The following is an 18,357-nucleotide window of genomic DNA, read 5'->3' on the forward strand; positions in this document are numbered from 1 at the left end:
ATCGGCTGGGCTGGTTTGAATTGTCTGGCGTCCATCCAATGTAACGAAGTCCGGGCCGCGGAGTGAGGGCCGAAACGGACGGCGGAAGGGTCTTTAACGGACAGAATATTGTCCGTCGCATGCATGCAGGCTAGACAACCGCCTGTCTTGCCGACACAATGGCAAGCATGAAACCGACCGCGAAACCTGCCGCAAAACCGGCCGCCGCCAAACCCGAACGGATTGATCCGCGCTACTCGACAGCATCGATCAATCCCCTGACGCCGCGCTATCTGTCGATCGTCGCCCACGAACGCGGCCATGACACCGCGTCCCTCTGCCGCGGCCTCGGTTTCAGCGCGGAAGACCTGAACCAGCCCAATTTCAAGATCTCCTACCGCCAGGGCAGCATGATGATCCGCCGCGGCCAGAAGCTGATCGGCGATACCGGGCTCGGGCTGGCGGTAGGCAGCCGGCAGACGCTGGTGTCGTGGGGCCTGGTCGGCTTCGGCATGATGACCTGCGCCACCTTGGGCGAAGCCAGCGAAATCGGCATCCACTACCAGAAAGGAGCAGGTTCGCTAATCCATATCGCCATGGAGCTGCGCGGCCAGCAGGTCGCGATCGTGGCCGACCCGCAGTTCTACGATCCCGATATCGAGATGTTCCTGATCGAGGAAGCGTTTTCCAGCATGGTCAATATCGTGCGCCACCTGGTCGGGCCGCAGTTCACGCCGGCGGCGATCGAACTGGTGTACCAGCCGCCGCCGCACGCCGCCATCTACGATACGATTTTCCGTTGCCCGGTGCGCTTCGGCTGCTCGCGCAACCGCTTGATCACCGACGTCAACTGGATGAACTATCCGCTGCCTACCCACGATGCCCTGGTAGCCAAGACGGCCATTAAACTGATCGAAGAGAATCTTACGGTGGAACAGGAAAAAGTCGATCTTTCCACCACCATCGAGCGCGCGATCCGCGACAACCTGAAAGACCTGCCGTCGCTGCAGAGCATCGCCGCCACGCTCAACATCGGCGAGCGGACCTTGCGCCGCCGCCTGAACGATGCCGGTTTTTCTTACCAGGGCCTGCTGGAATCGGTGAGGAAATCGCGCGCGCTGGAATTGCTGTCGCATTCCAAGTTTTCAGTGGCCGATGTCGCCGCCGAAACCGGCTTTAAGGATGTGAGGAATTTCCGGCGCGCATTCAAGCGCTGGACCGGCGTGGCGCCGACCGAAATCCGGGAGTAAGATAGCCGCTTCGTTTCCGGAGGATTGCCGCATGCCGAATTGCTTGCCTTTCTTGCTCGGCAGCTTGCTGCTCAGCGCCGCGTTATCTGCTGCCGCCGCGCCGGCGCTTCCTGCTGCGCCTGCCTACGGTCCTGAACTGCAAGGCTTCGACTATCCTTACGAATTGAAACACTACGCCTTCGAATCGCAAGGCAAGCAGCTGCAGATGGGTTACATGGACGTCGCCCCGACCGGCGCCGCCAACGGCCGCACCGTGGTCCTGATGCATGGCAAGAATTTCTGCGGCGCTACCTGGGAACAGACCATCAAGGCGCTGGGCGCCGCCGGCTACCGGGTGGTTGCACCAGACCAGGTCGGCTTCTGCACCTCGAGCAAACCCGAGCATTACCAGTATTCGTTCCAGCAGCTCGCCATCAATACCCACGGTTTGCTGGCGCAGCTGGGCATCCGCAAAGCCGTCATCGTCGGCCACTCGACCGGCGGCATGCTGGCCACCCGCTATGCCCTGCTATACCCGGACCAGGCGACCCAGCTGGTGATGGTCAACCCGATCGGCCTGGAAGACTGGAAAGCGCTGGGCGTGCCGTACCGCACGGTCGACCAGTGGTACCAGCGCGAATTGAAGCTGAATGCCGACGGCCTGCGCAACTATGAACAGAGCACCTACTATGTCGGCCGCTGGAAGCCGGAATATGAACGCTGGGTGACCATGCTGGCGGGCCTCAACCAGGGACCGGGCCACGCCTTGGTGGCGTGGAATTCGGCGCTGGTCTACGACATGATTTTTACGCAGCCGGTGGTCTACGAATTCAAGGATCTCGCCATGCCGACCCTGCTGCTGATCGGCGATGCGGACACCACCGCCATCGGCAGCGATGCCGCTTCGCCGGAGGTAAAGGCAAAGATAGGCCGGTACAAGGTGCTGGGCAAACAAGCCGCCAAGCTGATTTCGCAAGCTACGCTGGTCGAGTTTGCCGGCCTCGGCCATGCGCCGCAGATGGAGCAGCCGGCAGAGTTCCACAAAGCCTTGCTAGGGTGGCTCGCGGCGCATTGACGCCGGCGGCCGGGCGGCTGCGGGTTGCCTAATCCGCCTGCTTTGCCTTCCCCATTTGCCACAGCAGGAAACTGTAGATATCGGCAGACAAGGCATAACGCTGGGTAGCCGTGCTGCCTACGCCATGGCCGGCCTGCATGTCGAGCCGCAACAGGACCGGCTTGCCGCTGCTGGTGGCTGCCTGCAGGCGGGCCGCGGTCTTGGCGCTGTGCCAGACGTCGACGCGCGGGTCGTTCATGCCGTGCACCAGCATGACGGCGGGATAAGCGGTGTTGTCCTTGATGTTGTGGTAGGTGCTCATCTCCAGCAAGGCCGGGAATTCCTTCGGGTTCCTGGCGCTGCCGAATTCGGAAATGTTGGTGATGCCGTTGGCGCTGTCTTCGGCGCGCACGGCGTCCATGATGCCGACATTGAAGATCGCTGCCGCAAACAGCTCAGGCGCGCTAGTCACGGTGCGGCCGACGAAGATGCCGCCGGCGCTGGTGCCCATCACGCCCAGGGTCTTGGGCGTTGCGTAACCTTCGGCGATCAGGTATTTGGCGCAAGCCACGCCGTCTTTCCAGGTATTCGACTTGGTGGCCTTGAAGCCGGCCCGGTACCAGTCATCGCCATAGACGCCGCTGCCGCGCACGTTGGCGAATGCCAGCACGCCGCCGCGCTCAAGCCAGGCCATGCGGGCAGGCGAGAAACCGGCGGTCTGGGAAAAACCGTAAGCGGCGTAACCGTCCAGCAAGGTCGGATTGCTGCCGTCGCGTTTCAGGCCCTTCTTGTACAGCAGGGTCATCGGCACCAGCGCGCCGTCATGGCTAGTCACCTTGACGTCGACCACTTCCACTTCGGGCAGGCCAGGCATGGGCGGATTCACGCGCAGGCCGGGGTCGCTCGACAGCTTGCCCTTGAGCAGCAGGGTGCGCGGCAGCTCGGTCCAGCCGTTCAAGGTGTACAGCACATCGCTGTAGGCATGGGCCGGATCGTTATGGACGGTGGCGGCACCTTTGAACGGCAAGGGGATGTTCTGGCCCTTGGTGTCGCCGGCCGCATAGCGCCGCAGCACGATCGAGGTGCCCTCGCGCACTTCGCCGATCAGCGCATCGCGTGTCAGCGAGAATTTTTCCAGCACCGCGTCTGGCGGCGCGCTGGCCACTTCGCGCGCCAGTTTCAGGTCAGGATGGCGCAAGTCGAGTTTCAGCACGCGGTTGCGCGGCGCATGGTCATGCGTCAGCAGGTACAGGTCGTTGCCTTTCAGTTCGGCATCGGTGATCTTGTCGTCGAAGCTGGAAATTTTCTTCCAGGCGATGGCCGGCTTGTCGAGGTCGGCGACATCGGCCACGAACAGGAAACCTTCCGGCAAGGTGGTGTCGGTGGTGCGCGCAACCATCCAGCGGCTGCCCGGATTGAAGAGGATAGCGCCGACATCGAGACGGGCCAGGCCCAGGTCGGTAGTAACGGTCGGGCCGAACACCGCCTTGGCTTCGGCGGCCGGCGCGCCGACCTTGAGCCACATCACCTTGCTGTCGAGGTAGGTCTCTGAATCCGGGTCGCCCGGCTTGAGCGCCTTGAGCTGGTTGTAGGTGAGCGACTTGCTGTCCGGCAGCCAGCCGAGCAGGGCTTCATGCACGCGTGGAATCGGTTCACCGACATTTTTCCCGCTTGCCGTATCGAGGATATATAGCGAGGCATCTTCCGAACCGCCGGCGGAAACGCCGTAGGCTACGTGCCTGCCGTCCCAGGCCGGCACGAAATAATTGATGGCGTGCGGCACGCCGGTGCGCTTGGCGTCCAGTTCAGGATCGACCAGGACGCGCTCGGGACCTTGCAGGCTGTCGCGCATCACCAGCTTGAACTGTTTTTCGCCGCGGGCGCGCTTGAGGTAATACACCTGGTTGCCCGGCATGCGCGTGATGTCGCGGATGTCGTCGCCGGTGGCGGCGGAAATATCGGCGATGCGCTGTTCCAGCTGGTTGCGCAGTTCTATCCGGTCCAGTTCCTTGCGCGCCGATTCGCCCTGCTCCTTGAGCCAGGACTGCACCTTGGGATCCTTCACATTCTCGAAATAGCGGTATGGATCTTTGACCGTGACGCCGTGCAAGACGTCGCTGACGTCCTGCACCGGGGCGACGCTGGCTGCGTGGGCAGGCAAGGCCGTGACGAGTGTTGCAACTGCTGTGGCCACAGTAACTGCAAACAGCCGCGATGGTGTGTTCAAAAATTGCATGACAATCCTTGGTAAATTAAATGACTTGAATGATCTTTGCGAGGTGCAGCCTAGCGTTTGCCCGGCTGCAGCAAACCCCATTGCGACAGCATCCACGCCATTTCAAACGCGCGTTCCTTGATCGCGTCGTAGCGGCCGGAAGCGCCGCCGTGGCCGGCTCCCATGTTCACTTTGAGCAGCAGGGGATTGTGGCCGGTTTTCAGCGCGCGCAGCTTGGCGACATATTTCGCCGGCTCCCAGTACATCACCTGGCTGTCGTTGAGGCCGGTGGTGACCAGCATCGACGGATAGGCCTTGCGTTCGATATTGTCGTAGGGTGAATAGCTGCGCATGTAGTCGTAGGCAGGCTTTTCGTTAGGATTGCCCCACTCCAGGTATTCGCCCGTGGTCAGCGGCAGGCTGGCGTCCATCATGCTGTTCATCACGTCGACGAACGGCACTGCCGCATGCACGGCGTGGAACAGGTCGGGGCGCAGGTTGGCGACCGCGCCCATCAGCAGGCCGCCGGCGCTGCCGCCTTCGATGACCAGGCGCTGCGGGCTGGTCCAGCCCTGCTTGACCAGGTATTCGGCGCTGTCGATGAAATCGTAGAAGGTGTTTTTCTTGTGCATCAGCATGCCGTCGTCGTGCCAGTGCTCGCCCATGTCGTTGCCGCCGCGGATATGCGCTTCGGCAAACACCACGCCGCGATCGAGCAGGCTGACGCGGCTGTTGGAGAAGGTGGCTTCGGCCGGGATGCCGTAGGAGCCGTAGGCGTACAGCAGCAATGGCGCCGAACCGTCCAGCTTGATGCCCTTTTTGGCGACGGTCCAGAGCGGCACCTTGACGCCGTCGCGCGCGGTGGCCCACAGGCGTTTGGTTTCATACAGGGCCGGATCGTAGCCGGGCACTTCCTGCTGCTTCAGCAGCTTGCGCTGGCCGCTTGCCATGTCGACGTCGAACACCGTCGACGGCGTCACCGGCGACTCGTACATCAGGCGATATTGGCTTGAAGTGAATTCCGGCGTGCCGCCGGCGTGCGAGGTGTACACCGCTTCGTCGAACTGCACGGTCTTCCAGCTGTGGTCGGTAAAATTGTAGATGCGGGAACGTTCTTGCGCATCCGATTTTTCGCTGACCACCAGGAAATCGCGGAACAGCTCGAAGGATTCCAGCAGCACGTCGGGATCGTGCGCCACCAGTTCTGTCCAGTGCTCCGGCCCGGGAGTCGCCAGCGGCGCCGTCACCAGGCGGAAATTCTTGGCGTCCTTGTTGGTCATGATGAACAGCTCGCCGTCGCGGTGATCGACATGGTAGCGATGGCCGGTTTCACGTCCCAGCACTGAACGGAAACTGCCCTGCGGCTGGTCCGCCGGCAGCAGGCTGACTTCGGTGGTGTCGGTGCTTTGCGCTTCGAGCTCGATGAATTTGCGGTCACCGCTGTTGCCGACGCCAAGGTTGAACTGCTCCACCGCTTCACGGTATACCTCTACCGGCTTGCCGCCCAGCTTGAGGCGCAGCAGCAGGTCGGAACGCTTGGTGGTGGCGTCTTCCTGCACCAGGAACAAGGTCTGGCTATCCGCCGCCCAGGCCAGGGTAGTCACGCGCTCCACCGTATCGCCAAGCAGCTTGCCTGTGCTCAAATCCTTGACATGCAGCTGGTACTGGCGATAGCCGACGGTGTCGGTGGAATAGGCCAGGTAACGGTCGTCGGGACTGACTGAAAAACTCTCTACCTCGAAAAATTTCTTGCCTTTGGCGAGCAGGTTTTCATCCAGCAGGATTTCTTCCGCGGCCCCGGCGTCATAGGCGAAACCGGCATCGGCCTTGGCCAGGCGGCGGCAAATGATGGGGTATTGCTGGCCGGCTTCGGTGCGGCTGTAATAGTAATAATTGCCGCGCCGGGTCGGCACCGACAAGTCGGTTTCCTTCATGCGGCCCTTGATTTCGCCGTAGAGTTTTTTCGTGAGCGGTGCCAGGTCCTTGGTCATGGCCTGGGTGTAGGCATTCTCTGCCTTCAGGTAGGCGATCACCTTGGGATTGGTTTTTTCACGCAGCCAGTGATAGTCGTCGGTGACGGTTTCTCCGTGGCGGGTTTCCTGCCAGGCTTGCCTGGCGGCGACCGGCGGTGTCGGAGGGGATACGGCGAGTGTGGAAGCAGAGGTCATCAGAGCCAGGAAAAATGCGCCCAGGGTATGGGTGCGTTGCGGAAGAAAAGACATATAGTACAGATCCCTTGTATGGATAGACAGTGCGCCTGGATTTGCCCGGGGTAGGGGCAATCCTCAACATGCAACTCTGTTGCAATCCGCTAAGTTACCTGTAATCCGGCGGAAACACAATATGCTGGCTCTCGGCCATTGCCGTTCGCGGCTAGAATATCGGGCAGACTGCTGCAACTGCCCGCACCCGCCAATTTGAAAGCCGCCATGCCCCAAACCCCGCAAGCCTTGTCCGACGCCGCCGCCATCCTGGCGACGCGCCGCAAAACCGGCGCCCAGGGAGCGCGCCTGCCGCAGCCGATGCGGCCGCAGGATGCCGAGGCAGCGCTGGCGATACAGGCGCTGGTCAGCGCCCAGGCTGGCGCCGCGATAACTGCCTGGAAATGCGGCATGCCGGTCGAAGGGCAGCCGGTGGCGGCGCCGATCTATGGCGACACCGTCTTTAACGGCGGACTGTGCACGGCATGGGTGCGCGGCGGCCAGGTACGGGTCGAGCCGGAACTGGCTTTCATCCTCGGCCGCGATTTGCCGCCGCGCCCGTTGCCTTATTCCGCAGCGGAGATCGATGCCGCCATCGTGCGCACCTGCCTCGCGCTCGAACTGATAGACAGCCGCTACAGCGATCCAGATGAAGCGGGGTTTCTTGAAAACCTGGCGGACGGATTGCTCAACCAGGGCTTGTACCTCGGCCCGCAGGTGGATGCCGAACACGCGTGCAGTGCGGCCGTGCTGGCGATCGATATCGACACCGGTGCCGGCGAAACAATCCGGCTGGACGGCCGCCACCCGGCCGCCGACCCGCGCGCGCCGCTGTACTGGCTGGCCGAATTCCTGCGCGGCCGGGGACAGGGGCTGCAAGCCGGACAAGCCGTCATCACCGGCTCCTATGCCGGCAGTTTCGGCCTGCCCGTGGCGCAGGACCTGGTTATCCAATATGGCGCACTGGGCAAGATCGCTGTGCACTTTTCGCCGCGATGAATCCAGCGGCAAGCTCCGTCGGCCGTTTCCGGCCGCGCCTGACGCTGCAGACCCTGGGCCGCGGCGACGGCCTGCTCGGCATGCGGCCTTCCGGTCCGTTCGGCCCGCGCGGTCCCAACGTGACGGTGGCGCAGATCAGCTGGACTTATGTCACCGATGACGGCTTGCAATGGGAGACTGCGGCGCCGACCGCTTTGCTGAACCGCCGCCCGGCATCCTCGCAAACGGTGGAAAACGAACACGGCCAGCGCCTGTTGCTGCGCGACCTGGGCGCCGAAGCCGATGCGCTGGACCTGGTGTGGGAGCTGGGCCTGTATCCGCTGCCCAGCGATACCTTGCAATGGCGCACCGATGCCGCCGCACAGGAAGCGGAGTCCTCCCTGGCTTCGCTCTGGACCTTGGTGCAGGAAGATTTCTTCGGCGATTTCTGGGCCGAACAGTTGCCCGCCTTGCAGGCCAAAGGCTGGGCGATCGTGGTGCGCCCCGGTTTTGCGCATGAGAGCGTGCCGGTGGATGCCTGGCGCCTGATCGTCAACCCGGCGACCGGTGAACTGCTGGGCAAGCAGGTCGCAGCGCGCATGCGCGGCCGCGAACAGGCGGTGACTGCGCTCGGCCTGCCCGCCGGCGAAGGCTCCTGGCTGCTGACCCTGGGCATCGAAATCGACGGCGAACTGGTGGACCTGGTGCCGCTGCTGGCGTACCTGCTGCAACGCGACGCCCGCTGGCTGGACACCAGGCAGATCGCCTTGATCGACGACCACGCCCTGATCATGCTGCGGGCGCCCGGCGGCAAACGGATCGAAGCGCTGGCGGCGCCGCTCAAGGCGATCGTCGGCAACATGCTGGAATTGCTGACCGATCCCTTGCGCAAGGAGGGGCCGCTGCAGCTCTCTTCCTGGGATGCCTACCGGCTTGAAACGATGCGCCTGAGCCTGCTGGATACGCAGCGCCAGCGCGCCGGCGTCCATGGCGCCTGGCAACTGCAAGGCGACGCCGGCCTGCGCGCGCTGGCGCAACGGCTGCAAGGCGCCGGCACGCCGCAAGCGGTGGCGGCGCCGGCCGGACTCGGCGTTACCTTGCGGCCCTATCAATTGCACGGCGTCGCCTGGCTGCAGTATCTGCGCGAGCATCGCCTGGCCGGCATCCTGGCGGACGACATGGGCCTGGGCAAGACCGCGCAGGCCCTGGCGCACTTGCTGATCGAAAAGCAGGCGGGCCGCCTTGACCTGCCGGCGCTGGCAGTGCTGCCGACTTCGCTGGTGTTCAACTGGCAGGCCGAAGCCCGGCGCATGGCGCCCGGCTTGCGCGTGCTCGCCCTGCAAGGACCGGAGCGCCATCGGGATTTCTCGCACATGGCCGGATACGACCTGGTGCTCACCACCTACCCGCTGCTGTGGCGCGACCGCGCGGCGCTGGAAGCCCAGCCCTTCCACATGCTGATCCTGGACGAAGCGCAGACCGTGAAGAACGCCACCGCCCGCAGCGCCGGCGCGGTGCGGCGCCTGCGCGCGCGGCATCGCTTGTGCATCACCGGCACGCCGCTGGAAAACCACCTGGGCGAACTGTGGACCCAATTCGATTTCCTGATGCCCGGTTTCCTCGGCGACATGCGCAGTTTCACGCGCCTGTGGCGCAAGCCGATCGAGATCGGCGGCCAGACCCTGCGCGCGCAGCTGCTGGCGCAGCGGGTCAGGCCTTTTATCCTCAGGCGGCGCAAGGACGAAGTGGCGAGCGAACTGCCGCCGCGCAGCGAGACGCTCAAGCTGGTCCAGCTGCAGGGACAGCAGCGCGACCTGTACGAAAGCGTCCGGCTGGCCGCGGATGAGCAGGTGCGCCGCGTGCTCAAGCGTAAAGGCTTCAGCGGCGGCCAGATCACGATCCTCGATGCCTTGCTCAAGCTCAGGCAGGTGTGCTGCGATCCATTCCTGCTGAAAGGCATGGAACACCCGCCCGGCATCGAGCGCGCCAAGCTGGAGCTACTGCGCGACATGCTGCCGGCCCTGGTGGCCGAAGGCCGACGCATCCTGGTGTTTTCCCAATTCACTGAAATGCTGGACCTGATCGCCGCCGAACTCGATGCCATGCAGCTGCCCTGGCTGGCCCTCACCGGCAAGACGCCGCCGGCCAAACGCGGCGCGCTGGTGGCCGAATTCCAAAACAAAACCGTACCCTTGCTGCTGGTCAGCCTCAAGGCCGGCGGCGTCGGCCTCAACCTCACCGCCGCCGACACCGTGATCCACGTCGACCCATGGTGGAACCCCGCAGTGCAAGAACAAGCAACCGCCCGCGCCCACCGCATCGGCCAGGAACAGACCGTGTTTGTCTATAAAATCGTGGTCGAAGGCAGCATAGAAGAACGCATTATCGACCTGCAAGCCCGCAAGGCGGCGCTGGCGGAAGGCGTACTAGGCAGCGACGCCGCACTCGCAACCAAGTTCAGCAGCGAAGATCTGCAGCTACTACTGGCCCCTCTAGCCTGAAACCAGCACATACACACGTCACCACCAATTAATTAGGGTCAGAGTCGAATTATTTCAGGATTAATTAGGGTCAGAGTTGAATTGTTGACCGGTCAACAATTCAACTCTGACCCTAATTAAATGCTGCGGATTGTCGGTTTGGGGTAAATGGTAAGATGGCGTCCCTATACGCTTTACGGCCTGTTGCCATGTCATTTTCTTCCCTGGGCTTGTCCCCTGCCATTTTGCTAGCCGTTGCCGAGCACGGGTATGCTGCGCCGACTCCGGTCCAGGTCGCCGCCATTCCGGCGATATTGGGCGGCGGCGATGTTTTGGCGGCGGCGCAGACCGGCTCCGGCAAGACTGCGGCGTTTGCGCTGCCGCTGCTGCAGCTGTTGCAAGACAGTCCCGGCGAAAAGCCGCGCCGGCTGCGGGTGCTGGTTTTGGTGCCCACCCGCGAACTGGCGCAGCAGACCGCCGAAGCCATGCGGTTGCTGGCGCCAGCCGGCCAGCAAGCGCTGAAGATCGCGGCGCTGTTCGGCGGCGTTTCGATCAATCCGCAAATGATGGACCTGCGCGGCGGCGCCGACATCGTGGTGGCGACTCCCGGCCGCCTGCTCGACCTGATCGAGCACAACGCCCTCAGCATCGCGGCGGTGTCGTCGCTGGTGCTGGACGAAGCCGACCGCTTGCTCGACATGGGATTTGCCGACGAGATCGGCCGCATCCTGGCGCTGTTGCCGCGCCGGCGCCAGAACCTGTTTTTCTCGGCGACGTTCCCGCCCGCGGTACATGCGCTGGCCGCCAGGATGCTGCATCAGCCGGTGCGCATCGCCATCCCGGCGCTGGAGCAGAACCAGCCGGATATCGAACAGCGCGCAATCATGGTCGACGCCGGCCGCCGCACGCAATTGCTGCGGCACCTGCTGAAAGAAAACAAGTGGGGCCGGGTGCTGGTGTTCGTCGCCACCAAATACGCAGCGGAACATATTGCGGACAAGCTGCACCGCGCCGGCATCAAGGCCGGCGCCTTCCACGGCGAATTCAGCCAGGGCGCGCGCGACGAAGTGCTGGCCGATTTCAAGGCCAGCAAGCTGCAGGTGCTGGTTGCCACCGATGTCGCCGCGCGCGGCATCGATATCGCGCAGCTGCCGGTGGTCCTGAACTACGATTTGCCGCGCTCGGCGGTCGACTACACGCACCGCATCGGCCGCACCGGCCGCGCCGGCAAGAGCGGCATCGCCATCAGCTTCGTCAGCGCCGATACGGAAGCCCATTTCCGTCTCATAGAAAAACGCCATCAACTGAAATGCGAACGCGAGCAGATTCCCGGTTTTGAACCTGTCGCCACGGCGGCTCCGGCAAACGCCGCGGGCGCCGCACCTCCCGCCGACAACTCCAACGGCGGCGTCAAAGGCAAACGCAAGAGCAAGAAAGACAAGCTGCGTGAAGCGGCAGCGCGCGGCGAACCGGATAATTGACGGCGGCGCGCCGGCATGCCCTGGTTATTCATGGCAACCCGGAAAGTTAACAATAATACAATTTCCGCACAAAACTCCGAACCCGATTGAGTTTCACATAGCGATAAATTACACTCTCGCCTGCGTGACACAATCACGGCCATACCGTTTGCCGGCAACAACCCGCCGCAGACATGCGAATTACTGTCCTTAACCCTAGAACACCGGAAAACCATCACCCGCCCTACCCGGACGGCGAATGTTATCCGCACGGAGCCAAAAGCATGAGCACCTTCATTTTTAATGAATTGAATTTCGACAACCACGAGCAAGTGGTCTTCGTCGCAGAAGAAAAATCCGGCCTCAGAGGCATCATCGCTGTCCACAACACCAACCTTGGCCCGGCCATGGGCGGTTGCCGCATGTGGGACTACGCCAGCGAAGCTGTCGCCGTCAACGATGTGCTGCGCCTGTCGCGCGGCATGACCTACAAGAATGCAGTAGCCGGCCTGCCTATCGGCGGCGGCAAGAGCGTGATCATCGGCAATCCGAAGGCCGCCAAGACCCCTGCCCTGTTCGAAGCCATGGGCGAAGCCCTGGAACGCCTGGGCGGCCGCTACATCACGGCGGAAGACGTCGGCACCAGCCCGGCCGACATGGCGCACATCGCCGCCAAGACCAAATACGTCGCCGGCCTCGGCGCCAGCGGCGATCCTTCGCCGTTCACCGCGCTCGGCTGTTTCGTCGGCGCGCAAGCCGCGGTCAAGCACTACCTGGGACGCGATTCGCTGGAAGGCCTGACGGTTGCCGTGCAAGGCCTGGGCAACGTCGGCTACGACTACGCGCGCCGCCTGCATGCTGCCGGCGCCAAGCTGGTCGTCACCGATATCGACCAGGCGGCGCTGGAACGCGCACGCGTTGAATTCGGCGCCGAAGTCGTCGCAACCGACGCCATCTATGACGTGCAGGCCGACATCTACGCACCGTGCGCACTGGGCGCCACCCTCAACCCGGCCACGCTGTCGCGCCTGAAAGCCAAGATCGTCGCCGGCGCCGCCAACAACCAGCTGGCCACGGCCGAAGTGGGCGAGCTGCTGCGCCGCAAGGAAATATTGTACGTACCGGATTTCGTGATCAACGCCGGCGGCATCATCAAGGTGTGCTACGAGTACTACGACAAGCCGGAAGCCGACGTCGAAGCCCACGTGCGCGAAATCGGCGTGACCCTGGCCGAAATCTTCAAACGCGCCGACGCCGAAAGCCTGCCTACCAGCGTGGTGGCGGACAAGCTGGCTGAAGCACGCTTCAAGCATTAAGAGAAAATCCTGACATGCGGGGCAGGCGCAACCTGCCTGCCCATCTGTCTCATCATGGCGCCTTCCGGCGCCATTTTTACATGCCAGTCAGGTCGTGATGACCGTAAACGGCAGCTTGCGCAAACGCTTCCCGGTCAAGGCAGCAACGGCGTTGGCGATGGCCGGCGCAATCGGCGGCACCGGCGGCTCGCCGACTCCGGTCGGCGCGTCGGCGCTGGGCACCACGTAGACATCGACCTGCGGGCAGCTGCCCATGTAGGCCGGCGTGTAATCGGAAAAATTGGATTGCTGCACCACGCCGTTCTTCAAGGTGATTTCATTGCCAGGCAAGGTGGTCGAGATGCCGAACACCACGCCGCCCTGGACCTGCGCTTCGATGGTGCGCGGATTGATCGCCATGTTGCAATGCACGCCGGCGGTCACCCGATGCACTTGCGGCTTGCCGTCTTTCAGCGACACTTCCACCACATACGCAATCGAAGTATTGAAGCCGTGGTGCACGGCGACGCCCCAGGCCTGGCCGGCCGGCAGCTTGCGCTTGCCGTAGCCGGAGCGGGCCACCGCCAGCTCCAGCGCCTGCTTGCTGCGCTTGGCCGACTTGTCGAACAGGCTGGCCCGGTACTCGACCGGATCGCGGCCGACCGAACGGGCGATCTCGTCGACCAGCGTTTCCATCACGAACGCGTTGTGGCTATGGCCCACCGAGCGGTACCACAGCACCGGCACATTGACCTTCATGTTGTGCACCGACAGCGCCAGGTTCGGGATCGCATAGTGCGATTCCAGCACGCCCTCGGTCATGGTGCCGTCGACGCCGTCCTTGACCAGGAACGATTCAAACGGGCTGCCGAGCAGGATCGACTGGCCGGCGATCACGTGCTCCCAGGCCGCGATCTTGCCATGCGCGTCGTAGCCGACGCGGACCCGGTGCACATGCATCGGCCGGAAATAGCCGCTCCTGATATCGTCCTCGCGCGCATACATGATCTTGACCGGCGTGCCGCGCATGACCTTGGCCACATACGCCGCCTCCACCGCATTCTCCGATTCCGGCAAGGCGCGCCGGCCAAACGCGCCGCCCGACATCATCGTATTGAATTCGACCTTGGCCACCGCCAGGCCCAGCACCTTGGCGATCGCCTGCCGGTCCATCGACTGGAACTGCGAACCGGCCCACACCGTACAGGCGTCGCCGGTGAAATGCAGCGTCATGTTGAGCGGCTCCATCGGCGTGTGCGCCAGATAGGGAAACTCGAAGATAGCATCGATGATCTTGGGCGAGCCCGCCAGCGCCGACACATCGGCCTTGGCTGCCGGCGTGCCGGGTTTCATCACCGCTTCCCGGTAGCTGGCGAACAGCTGTTCCGAACTGGGCTGCTCGACGCCGGTCACGTCCCACTCGATCTTCAGCGCATCGCGCGCCTTCTTGGCGATCCAGTAGCCGTCCGCCACCACCACCACGCTCTGGCCGCCGCGGATGCCGGGAATCGTGAAGATCTTGCGCACCCCGGGAATCGCCTTGGCGGCGCTGTCGTCGAGCTTGCCGATCTTGGCGCCCCACGGCACGGCCCTGGCCAGCATCGCCACTTTCATGCCAGGCAGGTCGACATCGATGCCGAATTTCTGCTGGCCGCTGGATTTGGCGGCCGTATCCAGCCGCGGCGTCGCCTTGCCGATGATGGTGAACTGCTTTGGGTCCTTCAGCTGCACCTTGTCCGGCACCGGCAGCTGCATCGCCGCGTTGGCCACCGAACCGTAGCTCAGGCGCTGGCCGCGCGGGCCGGTGATGACGCCCTTGGCGGTCTTGCAGCTGGCCGGATCGACCTTCCACTCGCTGGCGGCCGCCGCCACCAGCATGCTGCGCGCACGGGCGCCGACTTCGCGGTATTGCTGGAAACTATGGGCGACGCTGGTAGAGCCGCCCACCATCTGCATGCCGAACGCCGGGTCGCGGTACACGTCTTCGCCCTTCGCCAGTTCGGCCCGCACATTGGCCCAGTCGCAATCGAGCTCCTCCGCCAGCAGCATCGGCAGCGCGGTCAAGGTGCCCTGGCCGATGTCAACCTTGGATACCTGCACCACCACGCTATTGTCGGCGCCGACCCGCAAGAAAGCGTTCGGCTGGTAAACCTTGGGCGCTGGCACCTGGGCCTCGGCGATACGGCCCAAGCCCGGAATAAAGAAACCGAGCACCAGGCCGGCGCCGCCGGCGGCTGATGCTTTCAGGAATTTGCGGCGCGATTGTTTCAGCGGCAGCGGATTCGCCACGAGGGATTCTGGGGACATGATGGACTCCTTACGCCAAGGATTTGGAAGCGTCCAGCACCGCCGCCTTGATGCGCTGGTAGGCGCCGCAGCGGCACAGGTTGCCGCCCATGGCGGCCACCACGTCAGCCTCGCTCGGATGGCGCTTCTTCTTGAGGAAATCGACCGCGGTCATCACCTGTCCGCTCTGGCAGTAGCCGCATTGCGGCACATCGTGCTTGATCCAGGCCACCTGCACCGCCTTGCCGACCGGATCGGCGGCGACCGCTTCTATGGTGGTCACCGGCTGCTGGCCGACCGCGGAAACAGGATAGGAACAAGAACGCACCGCATTGCCGCCGACATGCACGGTGCAGGCGCCGCAGGCAGCGATGCCGCAGCCGAACTTGCTGCCGGTCAGCTTGAGGTTTTCGCGCAGCACCCACAGCAAGGGGGTATCCTCGGCAACATCGACTTCCACCGTAAGGCCATTCACCTGAAGACTGATCATTGCGATTTCTCCCAAGAGGTTGAGGCGGATTCCTACGCTAGCGGACAGTAACAGCCCATCAGTTGCCATGCAGCGATATGGCTGTTTCACCACTATAGGCAGCGAAACACGAAAAACAAAGACGGCTTCGCCATTACACTGATATTTACCGAATTTAAAAGCAAGCAGCGGGATGCACGGAACGGCGGCTGCCGATAAACTACACCCTGTTATCTGACGAGATTATCACCATGAAATTATTCCTGCACCGGATCGCTTCGCCCATCGGCGTCATCCTGCTGGTTACCGATAGCCAGGACCGCGTGCGCGCGCTGGATTTTGAAGATTATGAACCGCGCATGCGCAGCCTGCTGGCGACCCACTACGGCCACTACGACTTGCAGCCCGCCACTGAACCATCCTGCGCGGAACCGGCGCTGCAGCGGTATTTCGCAGGCGAGCTGGATGCGCTGAAAGATATCGAGGTCGCCACCAACGGCACCGATTTCCAGCACCGCGTATGGGCGGCGCTGCGCCAGATTCCCCCGGCCCGGATGACCACCTACGGCAAACTCGCCCTGCAGCTGGGCGAGCACAACGGCGCCGCCCGTGCGGTAGGCAGCGCCAACGCCACCAACCCGATCGCCATCATCGTGCCCTGCCACCGCGTGGTAGGCGCCGACGGCAAGCTGACAGGTTTTGCCGGCGGGCTGGAGCGCAAGGCCTGGCTGCTCGGCCATGAACGCGCCGAAGCAGGCGATCCCGAAACCCTGCGCTTGCCAGGTTTCTAGCGCCTAATGCGGCTTGTCCAGCACCACTACTGAAATCTCCTTGCTGGAAATATAGTAAGGCACGTGGTTATGGTCAGCGAACAGCAGGCGCAGCGTATGTTTGCCGGCCGGCAGGTCGAGCAGGGTTTCGGTTTCGCCGTTGCCGAAATGCTTGTAATGCTGGTGCTGGTATTCATTCTGCTTGTCGAACGGGATCGGCGCCTTGATGTCGGCCGGCATCGGCATGTCGATCAGGATGTGATGATGGCCGGTGTCGTGGATATCGCCGGCAGCGACCGGGGCAACGCCCATGCCGGTCACCGCAAAAGCGACCCGGAACGGCGAACGGACCTGGTCGCCATCCTTGATATTGACAAAATAAGCCAGCTTTTCGCCGACCGGGAACGGCCGCGTACGTTCCGAAGCGCTGATGGTGCTGATGATGGAATCGGTATCGACGTGCTTGTCCGCCCCTTTGTCTTTGGCGGCAGCCAGGGCATGGCCGCAGGCCAGGGCGGCCCCCAGCAGCAGCGGCACGGCCAGCAGCGCCGGCAGCCGGTCGACGACCAGCGCCTTGGATTTTTTTAAAGTGAATTGCCTGAAATTCGCGACCATTGGATTATCCATAAAAGCGGTTTTTGGGAAATGCTTGAAACATCGATGCAACAGCCAGCTCAATTTGCTTAACAGACATTGTCGGCGGCGCTGTCCGGCGCCTTGCTCGGCAGCAGCCAGCGCGGAAAACCGAGCGCGGTCTTCAGCAGGCAATCGCGGTAACCCACCTGGCCGCTGATCAGGCCCGCAAAGTCGTGGTTGATCTGCTGGTTGAGCACGAGATGTGAAAAAGCCAGTTTCGGAAAGCGGTAGATCAGGCGCGCCATCCAGGCGGCGGCGCGCAGTTCGGGCAGCAGTTCGCGCCGCAGCAGGCGGCTGTATAGCGCCGACTCGGCGCGCAAGCCGTCGGCGGCAATCGCCTTGGCGGCGATGGTGGCGCTCTTCAGCGCAAAATAAATGCCTTCGCCGAACAAGGCTTCGGCCAGGCCGGCCGCATCTCCCAGCAGCCAGACCCGGCCGCGCTGGTATAGCTGGCGGCGGTTTTGCAGCGGGATGACGTAACCCTGGCATTCAAGCCGCGACGGCTGCCGCAAGCTGGCGTAGGCCGCGATGAAACGGTCCAGGTGCTGGCGCAATGCAGCACCGCCGAAAGGTGAGTACACACCGACATTAAAATGATCGCGCTTGGGGAAAATCCAGCCGTAGCCGCGCGGCATGCCGTCGAAATCGAACAGGGCGCGGTCGCCGAAACGCTCCAGCATGCCTGGCGCCGGCCACAGCATGGCTTCCATGGCCGGCACGTAAGCCACCAGGTCCTTGCCGAACAGCTTGTTGCGCACCGCGCTGGCGGCGCCGTCGGCGGCCAGCAGCAGGCGGCAGCGCAAGACGCCGCGGCTGGTGGCGACGCTGACGGCGTCGGCCGTCTCGGTGGCATCGACAAACCCGGTTTCGGCCAGGAACCGCACGCCTCTGGCGCAAGCCCGGTCAAGCAGCAACTGGTCGAATTCGCTGCGCACCACGGTGCAAGCCGCCATCGGCTGCACTTCCTTGAGGATGGCGTCGCGGTTGCGGTAATTGAGGATGGCGCCGCCTATCGCCCGGTGCATCACCGGTCCCAGGTCGAAACCAAGCAGGTCCATGGTCTTGCGCGACAGGCCGCCGCCGCATACCTTGGCGCGCGGGAAAGCCTGCTTGTCGATGAGGGTCACCTGCAAGCCCTGCCCTGCCAGCAGGTAAGCCAGATGCGAGCCGGCCGGCCCGGCGCCGACGACCAGCACGTCGGCCACGGTGTCGTCAAAAGACATGGCGGCGCCGCACCGGGCCATGCAAGCCGGCGTATTCCGGGGAATGCATTACAGCTTGGGTTACAACTTGATGCACAGCTCG

Annotated in this window: 13 protein-coding genes; 7 read left to right on the forward strand and 6 right to left on the reverse strand. The window is 63.4% G+C overall.

What is annotated here, in order from left to right:
- The first annotated feature begins 167 nt into the window (after positions 1-167).
- Both V8G57_RS19270 and V8G57_RS19275 read left to right on the forward strand, forming a co-directional pair.
- The gene (locus V8G57_RS19270; RefSeq protein ID WP_175501103.1) at positions 168-1,229 is read left to right on the forward strand and encodes an AraC family transcriptional regulator; all 1,062 of its coding nucleotides are present in this window, start codon (positions 168-170) and stop codon (positions 1,227-1,229) included.
- Between the two features lie 31 nt (positions 1,230-1,260).
- Complete coding sequence (locus V8G57_RS19275; RefSeq protein WP_342830722.1) at positions 1,261-2,283, forward strand: alpha/beta fold hydrolase; 1,023 nt, start codon at positions 1,261-1,263, stop codon at positions 2,281-2,283.
- Between the two features lie 28 nt (positions 2,284-2,311).
- On the opposite strand, the gene V8G57_RS19280 is transcribed toward V8G57_RS19275, so the two are convergent.
- Together V8G57_RS19280 and V8G57_RS19285 are read right to left on the reverse strand one after the other, a co-directional pair.
- Complete coding sequence (locus V8G57_RS19280; RefSeq protein ID WP_342830724.1) at positions 2,312-4,456, reverse strand: prolyl oligopeptidase family serine peptidase; 2,145 nt, start codon at positions 4,454-4,456, stop codon at positions 2,312-2,314.
- Between the two features lie 92 nt (positions 4,457-4,548).
- Positions 4,549-6,699, reverse strand: a complete 2,151-nt coding sequence (locus tag V8G57_RS19285; protein ID WP_342830725.1) for a S9 family peptidase — start codon at positions 6,697-6,699, stop codon at positions 4,549-4,551.
- A gap of 207 nt (positions 6,700-6,906) precedes the next feature.
- On the opposite strand from V8G57_RS19285, the gene V8G57_RS19290 reads away from it, so the two are divergent.
- From V8G57_RS19290 to V8G57_RS19305, 4 genes are all read left to right on the forward strand, one after another.
- Positions 6,907-7,677, forward strand: coding sequence for a hypothetical protein (locus V8G57_RS19290; RefSeq protein WP_342830726.1), 771 nt, complete (start codon positions 6,907-6,909; stop codon positions 7,675-7,677).
- The gene (locus tag V8G57_RS19295) at positions 7,674-10,157 is read left to right on the forward strand and encodes a DEAD/DEAH box helicase (protein WP_342830727.1); all 2,484 of its coding nucleotides are present in this window, start codon (positions 7,674-7,676) and stop codon (positions 10,155-10,157) included. The genes V8G57_RS19290 and V8G57_RS19295 overlap by 4 nt, the downstream gene beginning before the upstream one ends.
- A gap of 188 nt (positions 10,158-10,345) precedes the next feature.
- Positions 10,346-11,617, forward strand: coding sequence for a DEAD/DEAH box helicase (locus tag V8G57_RS19300; RefSeq protein WP_342830728.1), 1,272 nt, complete (start codon positions 10,346-10,348; stop codon positions 11,615-11,617).
- 263 nt (positions 11,618-11,880) lie between these two features.
- A complete protein-coding gene (locus V8G57_RS19305; RefSeq protein ID WP_342830729.1) occupies positions 11,881-12,912 on the forward strand; it encodes a Glu/Leu/Phe/Val family dehydrogenase in 1,032 nt (343 codons plus the stop codon).
- A gap of 87 nt (positions 12,913-12,999) precedes the next feature.
- Here V8G57_RS19305 and V8G57_RS19310 read toward each other — a convergent pair whose 3' ends face one another.
- Positions 13,000-15,198, reverse strand: coding sequence for a xanthine dehydrogenase family protein molybdopterin-binding subunit (locus V8G57_RS19310; RefSeq protein WP_342830731.1), 2,199 nt, complete (start codon positions 15,196-15,198; stop codon positions 13,000-13,002).
- A gap of 10 nt (positions 15,199-15,208) precedes the next feature.
- Positions 15,209-15,667: a (2Fe-2S)-binding protein gene (locus V8G57_RS19315; protein ID WP_342830732.1), complete on the reverse strand. Its 459-nt coding sequence runs from the start codon at positions 15,665-15,667 to the stop codon at positions 15,209-15,211.
- A gap of 230 nt (positions 15,668-15,897) precedes the next feature.
- Here V8G57_RS19315 and V8G57_RS19320 point away from each other — a divergent pair, with 230 nt between their 5' ends.
- Complete coding sequence (locus tag V8G57_RS19320; RefSeq protein ID WP_092400000.1) at positions 15,898-16,437, forward strand: methylated-DNA--[protein]-cysteine S-methyltransferase; 540 nt, start codon at positions 15,898-15,900, stop codon at positions 16,435-16,437.
- A gap of 3 nt (positions 16,438-16,440) precedes the next feature.
- On the opposite strand, the gene V8G57_RS19325 is transcribed toward V8G57_RS19320, so the two are convergent.
- Both V8G57_RS19325 and V8G57_RS19330 read right to left on the reverse strand, forming a co-directional pair.
- Positions 16,441-17,031: a DUF4399 domain-containing protein gene (locus tag V8G57_RS19325; protein ID WP_342830733.1), complete on the reverse strand. Its 591-nt coding sequence runs from the start codon at positions 17,029-17,031 to the stop codon at positions 16,441-16,443.
- Positions 17,032-17,099: 68 nt separating this feature from the next.
- Positions 17,100-18,275: a geranylgeranyl reductase family protein gene (locus tag V8G57_RS19330; protein WP_342830734.1), complete on the reverse strand. Its 1,176-nt coding sequence runs from the start codon at positions 18,273-18,275 to the stop codon at positions 17,100-17,102.
- Positions 18,276-18,357: the final 82 nt, after the last annotated feature.

Source organism: Collimonas rhizosphaerae, assembly GCF_038896935.1.
Lineage (GTDB): Bacteria > Pseudomonadota > Gammaproteobacteria > Burkholderiales > Burkholderiaceae_D > Collimonas > Collimonas rhizosphaerae.

Excerpts from the sequence above, each read along its gene's own strand:
- V8G57_RS19270 (WP_175501103.1), top strand. The coding sequence starts at position 168 with ATGAAACCGACCGCGAAACCTGCCGCAAAACCGGCCGCCGCCAAACCC.
- V8G57_RS19275 (WP_342830722.1), top strand. The coding sequence starts at position 1,261 with ATGCCGAATTGCTTGCCTTTCTTGCTCGGCAGCTTGCTGCTCAGCGCC.
- V8G57_RS19285 (WP_342830725.1), bottom strand. The coding sequence starts at position 6,699 with ATGTCTTTTCTTCCGCAACGCACCCATACCCTGGGCGCATTTTTCCTG.
- V8G57_RS19290 (WP_342830726.1), top strand. The coding sequence starts at position 6,907 with ATGCCCCAAACCCCGCAAGCCTTGTCCGACGCCGCCGCCATCCTGGCG.
- V8G57_RS19295 (WP_342830727.1), top strand. The coding sequence starts at position 7,674 with ATGAATCCAGCGGCAAGCTCCGTCGGCCGTTTCCGGCCGCGCCTGACG.
- V8G57_RS19300 (WP_342830728.1), top strand. The coding sequence starts at position 10,346 with ATGTCATTTTCTTCCCTGGGCTTGTCCCCTGCCATTTTGCTAGCCGTT.
- V8G57_RS19305 (WP_342830729.1), top strand. The coding sequence starts at position 11,881 with ATGAGCACCTTCATTTTTAATGAATTGAATTTCGACAACCACGAGCAA.
- V8G57_RS19310 (WP_342830731.1), bottom strand. The coding sequence starts at position 15,198 with ATGTCCCCAGAATCCCTCGTGGCGAATCCGCTGCCGCTGAAACAATCG.
- V8G57_RS19315 (WP_342830732.1), bottom strand. The coding sequence starts at position 15,667 with ATGATCAGTCTTCAGGTGAATGGCCTTACGGTGGAAGTCGATGTTGCC.
- V8G57_RS19320 (WP_092400000.1), top strand. The coding sequence starts at position 15,898 with ATGAAATTATTCCTGCACCGGATCGCTTCGCCCATCGGCGTCATCCTG.
- V8G57_RS19325 (WP_342830733.1), bottom strand. The coding sequence starts at position 17,031 with ATGGTCGCGAATTTCAGGCAATTCACTTTAAAAAAATCCAAGGCGCTG.
- V8G57_RS19330 (WP_342830734.1), bottom strand. The coding sequence starts at position 18,275 with ATGTCTTTTGACGACACCGTGGCCGACGTGCTGGTCGTCGGCGCCGGG.